The sequence below is a fragment of the Acinetobacter sp. MYb191 genome (assembly GCF_037572605.1).
GTDB lineage: Bacteria > Pseudomonadota > Gammaproteobacteria > Pseudomonadales > Moraxellaceae > Acinetobacter > Acinetobacter johnsonii.
On sequence record NZ_JBBGZP010000021.1, the window covers coordinates 266,009 to 278,582 of the forward strand.

Annotated in this window: 12 protein-coding genes and 2 pseudogenes; 8 read left to right on the forward strand and 6 right to left on the reverse strand. The window is 42.7% G+C overall.

Annotation, left to right across the window (positions count from 1 at the left end):
- Nucleotides 1–162 precede the first annotated feature (162 nt).
- Nucleotides 163–1,134, forward strand: a complete 972-nt coding sequence (locus WH214_RS15030) for an alpha/beta hydrolase (RefSeq protein ID WP_339422603.1) — start codon at nucleotides 163–165, stop codon at nucleotides 1,132–1,134.
- 29 nt (nucleotides 1,135–1,163) lie between these two features.
- On the opposite strand, the gene WH214_RS15035 is transcribed toward WH214_RS15030, so the two are convergent.
- On the reverse strand, nucleotides 1,164–2,339 hold the full coding sequence (locus WH214_RS15035; protein ID WP_339422602.1) for a helix-turn-helix domain-containing protein: 1,176 nt from the start codon (nucleotides 2,337–2,339) through the stop codon (nucleotides 1,164–1,166).
- A 198-nt stretch (nucleotides 2,340–2,537) separates the two neighbouring features.
- On the opposite strand from WH214_RS15035, the pseudogene exaC reads away from it, so the two are divergent.
- From exaC to eutC, 5 genes and pseudogenes are all read left to right on the forward strand, one after another.
- Nucleotides 2,538–4,049, forward strand: a pseudogene (gene exaC, locus WH214_RS15040) (acetaldehyde dehydrogenase ExaC).
- Nucleotides 4,050–4,080: 31 nt separating this feature from the next.
- Nucleotides 4,081–4,242 carry a hypothetical protein gene (locus tag WH214_RS15045; protein WP_339993693.1) on the forward strand — a complete coding sequence of 54 codons (162 nt, stop codon included), beginning with the start codon at nucleotides 4,081–4,083 and terminating at the stop codon, nucleotides 4,240–4,242.
- Between the two features lie 114 nt (nucleotides 4,243–4,356).
- On the forward strand, nucleotides 4,357–5,802 hold the full coding sequence (gene eat, locus WH214_RS15050) for an ethanolamine permease (protein ID WP_183175011.1): 1,446 nt from the start codon (nucleotides 4,357–4,359) through the stop codon (nucleotides 5,800–5,802).
- Between the two features lie 13 nt (nucleotides 5,803–5,815).
- On the forward strand, nucleotides 5,816–7,201 hold the full coding sequence (locus tag WH214_RS15055) for an ethanolamine ammonia-lyase subunit EutB (RefSeq protein WP_339422600.1): 1,386 nt from the start codon (nucleotides 5,816–5,818) through the stop codon (nucleotides 7,199–7,201).
- Nucleotides 7,202–7,211: 10 nt separating this feature from the next.
- Complete coding sequence (gene eutC, locus WH214_RS15060; protein ID WP_339422599.1) at nucleotides 7,212–8,027, forward strand: ethanolamine ammonia-lyase subunit EutC; 816 nt, start codon at nucleotides 7,212–7,214, stop codon at nucleotides 8,025–8,027.
- 52 nt (nucleotides 8,028–8,079) lie between these two features.
- On the opposite strand, the gene WH214_RS15065 is transcribed toward eutC, so the two are convergent.
- Nucleotides 8,080–8,676 (reverse strand): 2-hydroxychromene-2-carboxylate isomerase, encoded by a 597-nt coding sequence (locus WH214_RS15065; protein WP_339422598.1) that lies wholly within the window; start codon nucleotides 8,674–8,676, stop codon nucleotides 8,080–8,082.
- A gap of 11 nt (nucleotides 8,677–8,687) precedes the next feature.
- Nucleotides 8,688–9,455 (reverse strand): SDR family oxidoreductase, encoded by a 768-nt coding sequence (locus tag WH214_RS15070; protein WP_339422597.1) that lies wholly within the window; start codon nucleotides 9,453–9,455, stop codon nucleotides 8,688–8,690.
- A 94-nt stretch (nucleotides 9,456–9,549) separates the two neighbouring features.
- Here WH214_RS15070 and WH214_RS15075 point away from each other — a divergent pair, with 94 nt between their 5' ends.
- Nucleotides 9,550–10,113 (forward strand): TetR/AcrR family transcriptional regulator, encoded by a 564-nt coding sequence (locus WH214_RS15075; protein ID WP_339422596.1) that lies wholly within the window; start codon nucleotides 9,550–9,552, stop codon nucleotides 10,111–10,113.
- A 116-nt stretch (nucleotides 10,114–10,229) separates the two neighbouring features.
- Nucleotides 10,230–10,931 (forward strand): glutamine amidotransferase, encoded by a 702-nt coding sequence (locus WH214_RS15080; protein ID WP_339422595.1) that lies wholly within the window; start codon nucleotides 10,230–10,232, stop codon nucleotides 10,929–10,931.
- 102 nt (nucleotides 10,932–11,033) lie between these two features.
- Here the strand turns inward: WH214_RS15080 and WH214_RS15085 are convergent, their stop codons facing one another.
- The 3 genes and pseudogenes from WH214_RS15085 to WH214_RS15095 all read right to left on the reverse strand — a co-directional run bounded on the left by WH214_RS15085 (nucleotide 11,034) and on the right by WH214_RS15095 (nucleotide 12,520).
- Complete coding sequence (locus WH214_RS15085; protein ID WP_339422594.1) at nucleotides 11,034–11,630, reverse strand: YceI family protein; 597 nt, start codon at nucleotides 11,628–11,630, stop codon at nucleotides 11,034–11,036.
- 123 nt (nucleotides 11,631–11,753) lie between these two features.
- Nucleotides 11,754–12,190, reverse strand: a pseudogene (locus WH214_RS15090) (GNAT family N-acetyltransferase).
- 114 nt (nucleotides 12,191–12,304) lie between these two features.
- Nucleotides 12,305–12,520: a hypothetical protein gene (locus tag WH214_RS15095; RefSeq protein ID WP_004696769.1), complete on the reverse strand. Its 216-nt coding sequence runs from the start codon at nucleotides 12,518–12,520 to the stop codon at nucleotides 12,305–12,307.
- Nucleotides 12,521–12,574 lie beyond the last annotated feature (54 nt).

Consider the following 12,574-nt stretch of genomic DNA (forward strand, 5'->3'; position numbering starts at 1 on the left):
CAATTTAAGTGGAATGAAACAGACGTCCATACTGTTTCATTCAGGTAAGCCTAATCCTTGCTTACCTGTGCACTTAAATTGTCTTTTTTTATTTGTGGTTGACAAAGTTTTGCACTTCATCAAGGATAAGAAAACTCATGACAATAACAACCAGAGCAAATTATGTCAGCAAATCAAACTCATCCTGCTTATCAACCTGATGTCCTCGGCGAAGGCTATGAACAATTAAAACTCAGTTTTCCAGACGATTATGAAGGTGCTGTATGCGCAACCCTCGTACGTAAAAAATCCCCGCAGAATACTCAAAAAGCTGTACTGTATATCCATGGTTTTATTGACTACTTTTTCCAAACCGAAATGGCTGAACAATTTAATCAGCATGGTTATGATTTTTATGCGCTCGATTTAAGAAAATATGGTCGTTCTCACTTGAGCCATCAAAAATATTACAACGTCCGTGATCTAAGCGAATACGATGCTGAAATTACCCAAGCCTTAGAGATCATTGGCAATGAAGGCCATACTGCGGTGCTACTTGCAGGACACTCTACGGGTGGCTTAATCACGACTTTATACGCTGCACACAATCCTAAGCATCCGCTGATCAAAGCACTTTGGGCCAATAGCCCTTTTTATGATTTTAATATGCATCCCATTAAGCGCAAACTTGGCGTGCCGCAGCTCAGCCGACTCGCAAAGCGTTTTCCTGACCTTAAGTTTCCAAGTGAACTGAATAAATGGTATGTACCGAGCCTACATCAAAACGAGCATGGTGAATGGAACTTTGATTTGCAATGGAAACAACCAAGCTACTCCATGGTTCGGATCAGCTTTGTACGTGCAATTCATGAAGCCCAGAAAGAAATTCATCGAGGTGGTTTAAAGCTCTCTGTCCCTACACTCATTATGCATTCACATCAAACGCTCAACCCAAAGAAATGGGGCGTAGCCGCGCAAACCAGTGATGTGATTTTAGATGTTAAAGACATTGAAAAGCAGGCCAAAAATTTACAAGGTGACGTCAGTGTCGTGACCATTCAAAATGGTTTACACGACTTAGTCCTCTCCGCACCTGAAGTTCGTACCGAAGTTTATGCTGAGCTGTTCCAATGGCTCGAGCAAAAAAAAGTGTAACTACACCTTTCCAACACAATTCATAATTTTTATATTTTATATTTCTCGAGTAGCTGATGCGCAGGATGTCCATTCGGTGTCAGCTCAATGAGTCGCTCAACGGCATCAATTGCCTCTGGGTAACGTGCAACATGTTTAAACAGCATATCGGTTTCATTGGCTTTAAAAATCGCACTGCTTAAACGTGACTCCAAACAGTCGCGCCATGCACATAGAAATGGACTTTCCGTTTTAGGTAGCAAAACACCCGAACACAGCTTCAATGCGGTCTCGATATACGCTGCATCTAAGGCCTGCTCGGCTTGTAAAAAATCGGCCTCGATATGCGCCAAAATCCGATAGGGACGAGATCCCAACATACCACCGAGCAAGTCACGCAGTTGCGACATTTCGGCCTTAAGTGTTCCCACACTCACCTTGCGCTCACCATATAAGGCCTGATGCAAAGTATCTAAAGTCATACCCTGTGGGCACAGCGCCAAGATGGTCAAAATTTCAATTTGTCGCGGTGTGAGTACCATCACTTTGCCATTAAAATGTACTTGTGGTACACTAAAAGCACGGATATATAATTGTTGGCGCTGATATTCTAAGAGTGCCGTTTGGATGATAGATGCACAGCGCTCTGCTGCGAGTAGACCAAGGCTATTATGATTTTTCCATGTGGTGGATAAATCAATCACCCCAAGGACATGTTTTGAGTAAGGGTCGATAATCGGCGCCGCATAACAAACCCAATCATGAATGGAGCTCATGTAGTGTTCATTTGAAAAGACACAACTGGACTGTTGCGTTTTTAAAGATAAGGCCAATGCATTAGTCCCTACCAATTCCTCTCGCCACTGCCCACCTTCAACAAAATGTACACTTTCTGCCGCATTACGCATTTGTCTGCTGGATGCACTCCAAATAATCGTACTACCAATATCGCCTACAGCCACCACCATAGACGACTGTTGTGCAATATGTCTCAGTTCATCTGCACAATAACTCAAAGCATGTTGTAGCGCTGAACCTTGTGACATAGAACCTTCCGAAATGGGCGCAGCAAAGCGATCTTTTGGAATTTCTGCGGAGTTAGAGCGCTGCCATGAACTTGCAATACTTTTTCCCAGTTGTTCAGCTTGTACCGTCGAAATACTACTACTGGTTCTAAGCTTTTCTATTTCTTGTCTTTTCTGTATTAAATGTTGCATTGCCATCATTCCTTATTCTCAAAACAATTCCTGATATACGTCCACTGTATTACTTGGTTGTAAACATTTGTCAAAGCCGTGTAAACCTCCTTCCTTCCAACCTTTTTCCAACCTTATATTAGTTATGCTACTTAAATATTGTACAGATGTACCTTATACCAAAGCTGTAGATGCTTTTAAAAAATCAATAAGCAAAGGAACTTCAATATGCGCTATGTAGACCCTAACCAATCTGGTTCTAAAGTAGAATTTAAAGCACAGTATGACAACTTTATTGGTGGCGAGTGGGTTGCTCCAGTAAAAGGTGAATACTTTGAAAATATCTCTCCTGTCGACGGTAAAGTTTTTACAAAAGTCCCTCGCTCATCTGTAGAAGACATCGAACTTGCACTTGATGCTGCGCATAAAGCCAAAGAACAATGGAACAAATCATCTCCTACGACACGTTCAAATTTACTCCTTAAAATTGCAGATCGTCTAGAACAAAATCTAGAAAAATTGGCTGTGGCTGAAACATGGGATAACGGTAAACCGATTCGTGAAACACTTGCAGCGGACATTCCTTTAGCCATTGACCATTTCCGCTATTTCGCAGGTTGTATCCGTGCGCAAGAAGGTGGCATTTCTGAAATTGATGAAGATACCATTGCCTATCACTTCCACGAACCATTAGGCGTGGTAGGACAAATCATTCCATGGAACTTCCCAATTTTGATGGCGACATGGAAAATTGCTCCTGCACTTGCTGCGGGTAACTGTATTGTTTTAAAACCTGCTGAACAGACACCTGCGAGTATTTTAGTTTTAATTGAACTCATTCAAGACTTGCTACCACCTGGTATTTTAAACATCGTCAACGGTTATGGTGTTGAAGTGGGTCGTCCTCTGGCAACCAATCCACGTATTGCTAAAATTGCATTCACTGGCTCTACTGCTGTGGGTCAAATGATCATGCAATATGCCACTGAAAACGTGATTCCTGTGACTTTGGAATTAGGTGGTAAGTCTCCAAACATCTTCTTTGAAGACATTATGGATCAGGACGATGAGTTCTTAGACAAAGCCCTTGAAGGTTTTGCCATGTTTGCACTTAACCAAGGTGAAATCTGTACGTGTCCATCACGCGCTTTAGTTCAAGAAAGTATTGCAGATAAATTCCTTGAAATGGCAGTTGAACGTGTGAAACGCATTAAAACGGGTCACCCGCTCGATACAGAAACGATGATTGGTGCGCAAGCTTCACTGGAACAACAAGAGAAAATCTTGGGTTGTATCGCAACAGGCCGTGGTGAAGGTGCGCAAGTACTAACAGGTGGTAGTGAGCGTAATGAAGTAGGTTCTGGTTTCTATATTGAACCAACTATCTTCAAAGGCACCAACGACATGAAAATTTTCCAAGAATAAATTTTTGGGCCTGTGCTTTCAGTGGCAACATTCAAAGACTTTGACGATGCGATTAAAATTGCCAACGACACTATTTATGGTTTAGGCGCTGGTGTATGGTCACGTTCAGCACATACTTCTTACCGCGCAGGTCGTGCAATTCAAGCGGGTCGTGTTTGGACCAACTGTTACCACATCTACCCTGCACATGCCGCTTTCGGTGGTTATAAAAAGTCAGGGATTGGTCGTGAAAACCACAAAATGATGCTTGATCATTACCAACAAACTAAAAACCTACTTGTGAGCTATGCAACTAAGCCTATGGGCTTCTTCTAAGCACTTAGTTTATTCGCATAAAGTTCTCTACGTGTTTAGGGTAATTCGTTACTCTGAACACTCTCACCATCAACCATCAACCATCAACCATCAACCATCAACCATCAACCATCAACCATCAACCATCAACCATCAACCATCAACCATCAACCATCAACCATCAACCATCAACCATCAACCATCAAAACAATAATTCAAAACTGTGTCATATAAACATTAGACAGGACGTCTAATCGCTTGGTACTGAAATTGCATAAATATTGCATCCATCAAGCCATCTATAAAAACTCAAGATATGGAGCTTCACATGACCGATTCTCCCATTAACAGCTCAACAACTCCGCTCTCTACTTCAACGGTAAGCACATCTGACGACTATTTTGAAAAAAGACAACTGAAACAAGGTGCTGTAGGCTGGCTACTATTGGTCGGTTTAGGCGTGGCTTATGTCATCTCCGGCGACTTTGCTGGCTGGAACTTCGGTCTTGCTCAAGGTGGCTGGGGCGGTATGTTCATCGCAACCGTTGTCGTAGCCATCATGTACTTATGTATGTGCCTGTCTATGTCTGAAATGGCCACCATGCTGCCCACTGCGGGAGGTGGCTATAGCTTTGCGCGTACCGCATTTGGTCCATTTGGCGGCTATCTCACAGGCACGGCTATTTTAATTGAATACGCCATCGCTCCTGCGGCTATCGCATGCTTTATTGGTGCCTACTGTGAGTCCTTATTTGGTATCGGTGGATGGATCATTTATCTCATCTGCTATTTGGTTTTTATGGGTATTCATCTTAAAGGTGCAGGTGAAGCCCTCAAGATCATGTTTGTCATTACCGCCATTGCAGCCGTCGCTCTTTTTGTCTTTATCATCGCAATGGCACCACATTTTAATAGCGCCAACTTATTTAACATTGCACCAACTGAAAATATCGGAGCAAGTAGCTTCCTCCCGATGGGTTATATTGGCATTTGGGCTGCGGTGCCCTATGCGATTTGGTTCTTTTTAGCGGTGGAAGGTGTACCACTGGCAGCAGAAGAAGCCAAAGATCCATCTAAATCCTTACCGCGTGGTTTGATCGGTTCAATGCTGATTTTGGCCGCTTTTGCCCTGCTTATTCTGTTCTTAGGCGCTGGTGCTGCTGGCGCAGAACAGCTTAAAGAATCAGGCGCCCCCTTAGTTGATGCACTGGTAGCAGTCTATGGTCAAAACAGCTGGTTAGGCAGTTTTGTTAACTTTGTCGGTCTAGCAGGTTTAATTGCAAGTTTCTTCTCCATCATCTATGCCTATTCACGTCAAATTTTCGCCTTATCCCGTGCGGGGTATTTACCGACCTCGTTATCACTGACCAATAAAAACAAAGCGCCTTATTTAGCGATTATTATTCCCGGCATCATTGGTTTTTTATTGTCTCTAACAGGTGAAGGTGATCTGCTCATCCTGATGGCGGTATTTGGTGCGACCATTTCTTATGTCCTGATGATGCTTTCTCACATTAAACTGCGCATCAGCCGTCCAGAATTACATCGTCCCTATAAAACTCCAGGTGGGATTCTCACCTCATCGATTGCTTTGGTTTTAGCCAGTATTGCGGTGATAGCTGGTTTTGTGGTGGATCCTAAAGTTTGGTTTATGGCTGCCGCTATTTATGCGGTCTTTATTGCCTACTTTATTTTCCATAGTCGCCATCGACTCGTTCAAGGTACACCTGAAGAAGAGTTTGAAAGTATTCGTAAGGCCGAACAAGACTTATAGAAGGACCTATGACATGGCTTATAAAACGTTGATTGGACATCAGCACTATGTGTTTAATGATTTAAAAACTTTAATGGCAAAAGCAACCCCGCTGCGCTCAGGTGATCAACTTGCAGGTGTTGCGGCGGAAAATGCCACTGAACGTGTTGCCGCACAAATGGCATTGGCCGATGTTCCATTGAAGCAGTTTTTAACTGAAGTGTTGATCGACTATGAACAGGATGAAATAACCCGCCTGATTATCGATGAGCACCGTAGTGATTTATTTGCGCCGATTTCACATTTTACCGTAGGAGACTTTCGTAACTGGCTACTCAGTGAAGATGCGACTACGCATAAATTACAACAACTTGCGCTCGGGTTAACCCCTGAAATGGTGGCTGCGGTGAGTAAAATTATGCGCAATCAAGACCTCATCTTGGTTGCGAGTAAATGTGAAGTCGTCACCCAATTTCGCAACACCATCGGTTTAAAAGGTCATCTCTCGACCCGTTTACAACCGAATCATCCGACCGATGATCTCTTGGGGATATCTGCTAGTATTTTGGATGGCTTGATGTATGGCAATGGTGATGCCGTCATTGGGATTAACCCTGCAACCGATAACCTACAAAATTTATCGGAGCTGCTCAAGCTACTCGATCATGTGATCCAAGAGCATCATATTCCAACCCAGTCTTGTGTGCTGACTCATATCAGTTCGGGGATTCAACTGGCTGAGAAAAATGTGCCGATTGATTTGATGTTTCAATCGATTGCAGGCACACAGCGCGCCAATGAAGGTTTCGGCATTAACCTTGAATTATTACGTGAAGGCTATGAAGCGACACTGGCTCTCAAGCGTGGGACTGTGGGACAAAATGTGATGTATTTTGAAACAGGTCAAGGCAGTGCTTTATCTAGTAATGCGCATCACGGAGTAGATCAGCAAACCTTAGAAGTCCGTGCCTATGCGGTAGCACGTAAATTTAACCCACTGCTGGTAAATACTGTGGTTGGGTTTATTGGTCCAGAGTATTTATACAATGGCAAACAAATTATCCGTGCAGGCTTAGAAGACCATTTTTGTGGAAAGCTCCTAGGCTTACCTATGGGCTGTGACATTTGCTATACCAACCATGCCGATGCCGACCAAAACGACATGGATGTGCTACTCACCCTTTTCGGTGCAGCAGGTTTGAACTTTATTATGGGCATTCCAGGTTCGGATGACGTCATGCTGAACTATCAAACCACGTCGTTTCATGATGCGCTGTATTTAAGGCAACTTTTGGGCTTAAAAGCCGCACCTGAATTTGATCTGTGGTTGGCTGAACAAGGCATCTTTAAACAACAGCAGCAGCATATTCTCTGGCCAGAACATATCCCGCCACAATTTGAAAAACTTTTGCATCTATAAGGAGCAACTTATGTCACTTGTTCCTCTAGAAAACTATCAATCTGAACAGCATCAGGATGTTTGGGAAAACTTAAAAAAATTTACCGATGCACGTATTGCCATTGGTCGCGCTGGTTGTAGCATCCCGACCCATGAACTGCTGAAGTTTCAACTGGCGCATGCGGAAGCGCAAGATGCGGTACATCAAGCTTTAGATGTCGAACACTTAGTTGCAAGTTTTAATACACTAGGTTTGGATAGTCTGACGGTACACAGTCAAACTGAAAATAAACAAGAATACTTAAAACGTCCTGACTTAGGCCGCCTGTTAAGTCCAACTTCACAACATGGTTTAGAGGTTTTTAAATCCAGTAACCCGCAAAACTATGATGTCTGTATTGTGATTGGTGATGGACTATCTGCACGGGCGATTGAAGAAAATGCAGTGCCTTTTATTCAGCATCTTATCCCGCAGCTGCAAGCGGAACACTGGAGCATTGCACCGATGGTGATTGCTACTGGAAGCCGAGTCGCTTTGGGTGATCCAGTCGCAGAGTACCTACAAGCCACTATGCTCGTGATGCTGATTGGCGAAAGGCCCGGTCTGAGTTCACCTGATAGTATGGGCATTTACTATACATGGAAAGCAGCCTCAGGCACTTTGGATGCTAAACGCAACTGTATTTCAAATGTTCGACCTGCAGGCTTAAGCATTCCTGTTGCAGTACAACGACTAATGTCTCTGATGCGTGGCTCTAAGAAACTCGGCTACTCAGGTGTAGACTTAAAAGATGAACATGAAATGGTCAGTCTAGACACGGAACATACGCCTAAACGATTATTTTAATTTGGAGCAGATCAGCCGTGATTTTACGGCTGATCTTAAAATAGCGTGTCCTTTAGCTAGCGTTATTCAGCGCTTGTTCTACAAAATGTAGGCGATCTTGGCCCCAATACATTTCATCACCCACAAAGAATGTCGGTGCGCCGAAAATGCCACGTTGAATGGCCTGTTCTGTTTCAGTGATCAGTTTTTGTTTCACCACCTCCGACTGAACCATACTCATAATATCTTCTACAGAAAACCCACTCGGTTTTAACACTTCTGCCAAGACAGTGGGTTCATTCAGATTTTGTGGTGTGCCAAACATCGCATCGAATAAAAGTTTTAAAACTTGCTCAAACTTTTCTAGATGCAACAATTGAACGCCTGTCAAAATGCGCATTAGGGTTAAAGTGTTCATCGGGAAATGCGGATTCATTTGCATTGGAATATGGTAATACTCCGCCCAGCGCTGCATATCTAATATTGAATAAACCCCTTTGACAGGAATCTCAATCGGACTACGATTGCCTGTTGCTTTAAACACCCCACCCAATAAAATAGGCTTATACACAATCTGAATCTCTTGCTGCTCTGCTATTTGCAGTAAACGATAGTAGGCCAAATAGCTATATGGGCTGCCCAAATCAAAATAAAATTCTACGCTTTTCATGCTTTGTCCTTTTACCACGTTTCCATCCAAGGTCTTAAATCTAACTCATGCGTCCATGCATCGCGCGGTTGCTGCGACAAATGCCAATAATTTTCTGCAATATGCACGGGATTTAATATGCCATCCTGTTCTTTGCGCGCGTACATCTCAGGAAAAGTGTCTTTAATAAAATCGGTATCAATTGCCCCATCTACCACCACGTGTGCCACATGAATATTTTTCGGACCAAGCTCACGTGCCATACTTTGCGCTAAGGCACGCAGTGCATGTTTTGCCCCAGCAAAAGCGGCAAAGTTTGCTGCACCTCTTATGCCTGCGGTTGCACCCGTGAAAATAATGCTGCCGTGTTCACGCACGACCATACGCTTCGCCACTTCACGCCCTGTCAAAAATGCACCGAAGCAAGCCATTTCCCAAATTTTAAAATACTTACGTGCAGTTTCTTCTAAAATACTACATGGCACATTCGCCCCAATGTTAAATACAAAAACATCGATTTCACCAATATTGGCTTCAATTTCTTCCACCAAAGCGATGACTTGCTCTTCTTTACGTGCATCAGACGCAAAGCCATATGCAAGGCCACCTTCGGCTTCTATTTCTGCAATTAGGGGCTGGAGTTTTTCGGCATTTCTTCGCGTCATGCAAGCGATGTATCCACCACGTGCAAAACGTTTCGCGATTTCACCCCCTGTAGCGTCTCCTGCGCCAATCACTAACGCTACTTTCTTCTTAGCACCAGTCTTTTGCAACTGCTGTTCTGGCTGTAGTCCATCCATAATTACACTCCCTTTATAAAATAACGATCGTTATTATAACAATCACTATGTTATAGTTTTCAGCATCAGTCAATTTTATTTTGATGAAACTCCTATGCGCTATAAAACAGGCTATAAAGAAGAAAAACGTCAAGAGCTGCTTAAAATCAGTGCTCAACTGGCCAAGAAGCAAGGCTTTACCAATACAGGTATTGACGGTTTTATGAAAGCGGCTCAAATGACCAGCGGTGCTTTTTATTCGCATTTTTCATCAAAACATGAATTGTTTGAAGCACTGATCGAGTCCGAGTTACAACACAGCTTTCAAGCATGGCAAGCCAATCCGCATGACAATATCGAAGAGTGGATTGACTTCGAAATTGAACGTTATTTAGCGCTGTCTCATGTGCAACGTCCAGATCAAGGCTGTGTTATTCCCTCTCTTGCAGCTGAGGTAGCACGTAGTAGTGAAACAACAAAACTGTGTTTTCAACAGGAAATGCTTCGTGGTCACGCACTCTTTACACAACACCTAGGCAGTGAAACACAAGCTTGGGCTGTACTGTGTCAACTGGTCGGTGCAATCGTCATGGCGCGGAGCATGGCGGATGAACATCTACAACGGGAAATTTTAAGCTCAAGCAAATGGATGATTAAAAACATGCTACAGCTCAAGTAAAATCTTGGATTGAATTTATAGTTTTTTTCTACATTTTTTCTGATTTATTGCCTTCAACTTCTACGCATTTCCCTGTACATTTTTACACTTCTTTAACCCCTGTGAACGAGCCTGCTATGACGACACTCCCCGATACCATATACGCGATTCAGCATCTTGCTTTTGAAGATTTGGGAGCATGGGAAGATATGTTATATCAATTGGGTTATCGGGTACGATATTTTGAAGCAGGCAAAGATGACTTAGCTAAAGCGTTGGATTACACAGGGCTAACTGTCATCTTAGGTGGACCGATTGGGGTATATGAAACTAAAGACTATCCTTTCCTACAACAAGAAATAGACTTACTAAAAGTTCGCTTAGAAAAGAATTTACCGACTTTAGGCATTTGCTTAGGTGCACAGTTGATTGCACATGCACTCGGTGCAAAAGTATATGCAGGTCATAGCAAAGAAATGGGCTGGAGTCAGTTACAGCTCAATACCGTTGAACAGAACCCACTACAAGCACTGGTAGGAACTGAAGTGCTACATTGGCATGGAGACACCTTTGAGCTCCCTGCTCAAGCTGAACTGTTGGCCAGCTCAGAAGTTTATCCCAACCAAGCTTTTCGTGTAGGAGAAAATATTCTTGGATTACAGTTCCATCCTGAAGTCGCAACGGATGGTTTAGAAAAATGGCTAATCGGGCATACTGCTGAACTTCGTCAAGCGAACATCAATATTCCAGCATTGCGTGCAGACAATCAACGCTTTGCAGCTCAACTAGAGCATGTCTCTGGACAAGTTTTGGCAGCGTATTTAAAAGCACTGGTTTAATAATTCAGCCTTACTCCGTTCGGCGGGTCTATTGCTCTAACTTTTAAGTTTACAGTAGACATAAAAAAGCACCTCTATGAGGTGCTTTTTGGTAGATATCGCTTATTTTGCAGCAGCTTTAGGCTGTGGAACTGATGCTTCAGTGGTGATATTCACAGTAATTTTATCACCCACGTTAGGCACGTATGCGCCTACACCAAAAGCAGAACGGTCAAATGAAGTGGTTGCGTTGAAACCAATTGACTGTGCTTTGGTCATTGGGTGCTCACCTTGTTTATTCAACACCGCATCTAAAACGACAGGCTTTGTCACATTTTTAATGGTTAAATCACCTGTGATTTTGTACTTATTCGCGCCAACAGCTTGAACTTTTTTACTTTTAAAGGTAATGGTTGGATACTTTGCTGCATCAAAGAAATCAGCCGCTTGTAAGTGTTCATCTAAAGCTTTTACGTTGGTGTTTAAGCTAGATAAAGGAATCGTTACATTCACCGACGAATTTGCAGGTTTTGCATTGTCAACATTAATCACACCCTGAATGTCGCTGAAGTTTGCAGATGGAGTTGAAAAACCAAAGTGGCTCCATGTGAAAACTGTTGCTGTATGTGTAGGGTCAATTTGATATGCCACAGGTTTCGCCATAGCAAATGTAGTCGCAGTTGCAACAGCCAAACCGATTGTTAAAGCTTTAAAGTTCATGTTTTTATCTCACATTGGAATACTGCTTAGTCTATAGAGTTCTACAACGAATACATCTATAAAGATAAAACGATATGTTGCAACTTTAGAACGATATAATTGTTTTTAAATGTAGCAACTTAGCTACGCCCGATATTGAATGAAACCAGTCTTCTTCGCGACTTTATTATAAAGTTGTTGTGCAACCAAATTATCCTGATGGGTGAGCCAATAGACTCGATCACACGCTCGTTCTTGGGTATGTTGTTTTACATGCTCAATCAAGGCACTCGCAATGCCCAACCCACGATACTGCTGATGGCTAAATAAATCTTGCAAATAAGCATAAGGCTTTAGTGTCCAACAACTGTCATGCTCAATCACATGCACAATGCCTACAACCCGACTGCTATAAGTGCGGCAAAACCATACATATGTTCACGCTTAGAATCAGTCAGTTTATGCCACGTATTTTCAGATATCTGCTCCAATAAATCAGCCTGATAAGCTTGCCATAATGCAGCCCAGATCGACTGATCGATTTCTGTCAGTGGCACAATATGAATATTTGGTACTTCCATTTTGTTCTCAAAGTGATGTTTATTTTTGTAAGGCTTGTATTTAAATTGAAATCATTACAAAGAAAAAGCCTTATTGAATCGCTTCAATAAGGCTTCTTTTAGACGTGACAACCATCATAGTTTTTCAATCAGAATCCGATCAATCAACTTCATACCTGTCTGTTTTTCATGGTTTTTACGGCGGATCTTAATTTGCTTATCTTCTGCTAAATCTTGCAATAACAGCTCAACAGCAACCATCGCCTCCAAAGGTAGATCTGGTCCAATCCACTTCTGTTCGCCCGCATCCATCAATACAACTTCATCATGAATTTGATCGTACAAGCTCATATCATCACCTAAAATTTATGCAGCTACTTCAGCAGCAGCTTGCATATTATATAC

Coding starts and splice junctions, on each gene's coding strand:
- WH214_RS15030 (WP_339422603.1), top strand. CDS start 163: ATGTCAGCAAATCAAACTCATCCTGCTTATCAACCTGATGTCCTCGGC.
- WH214_RS15035 (WP_339422602.1), bottom strand. CDS start 2,339: ATGATGGCAATGCAACATTTAATACAGAAAAGACAAGAAATAGAAAAG.
- eat (WP_183175011.1), top strand. CDS start 4,357: ATGACCGATTCTCCCATTAACAGCTCAACAACTCCGCTCTCTACTTCA.
- WH214_RS15055 (WP_339422600.1), top strand. CDS start 5,816: ATGGCTTATAAAACGTTGATTGGACATCAGCACTATGTGTTTAATGAT.
- eutC (WP_339422599.1), top strand. CDS start 7,212: ATGTCACTTGTTCCTCTAGAAAACTATCAATCTGAACAGCATCAGGAT.
- WH214_RS15065 (WP_339422598.1), bottom strand. CDS start 8,676: ATGAAAAGCGTAGAATTTTATTTTGATTTGGGCAGCCCATATAGCTAT.
- WH214_RS15070 (WP_339422597.1), bottom strand. CDS start 9,455: ATGGATGGACTACAGCCAGAACAGCAGTTGCAAAAGACTGGTGCTAAG.
- WH214_RS15075 (WP_339422596.1), top strand. CDS start 9,550: ATGCGCTATAAAACAGGCTATAAAGAAGAAAAACGTCAAGAGCTGCTT.
- WH214_RS15080 (WP_339422595.1), top strand. CDS start 10,230: ATGACGACACTCCCCGATACCATATACGCGATTCAGCATCTTGCTTTT.
- WH214_RS15085 (WP_339422594.1), bottom strand. CDS start 11,630: ATGAACTTTAAAGCTTTAACAATCGGTTTGGCTGTTGCAACTGCGACT.
- WH214_RS15095 (WP_004696769.1), bottom strand. CDS start 12,520: ATGAGCTTGTACGATCAAATTCATGATGAAGTTGTATTGATGGATGCG.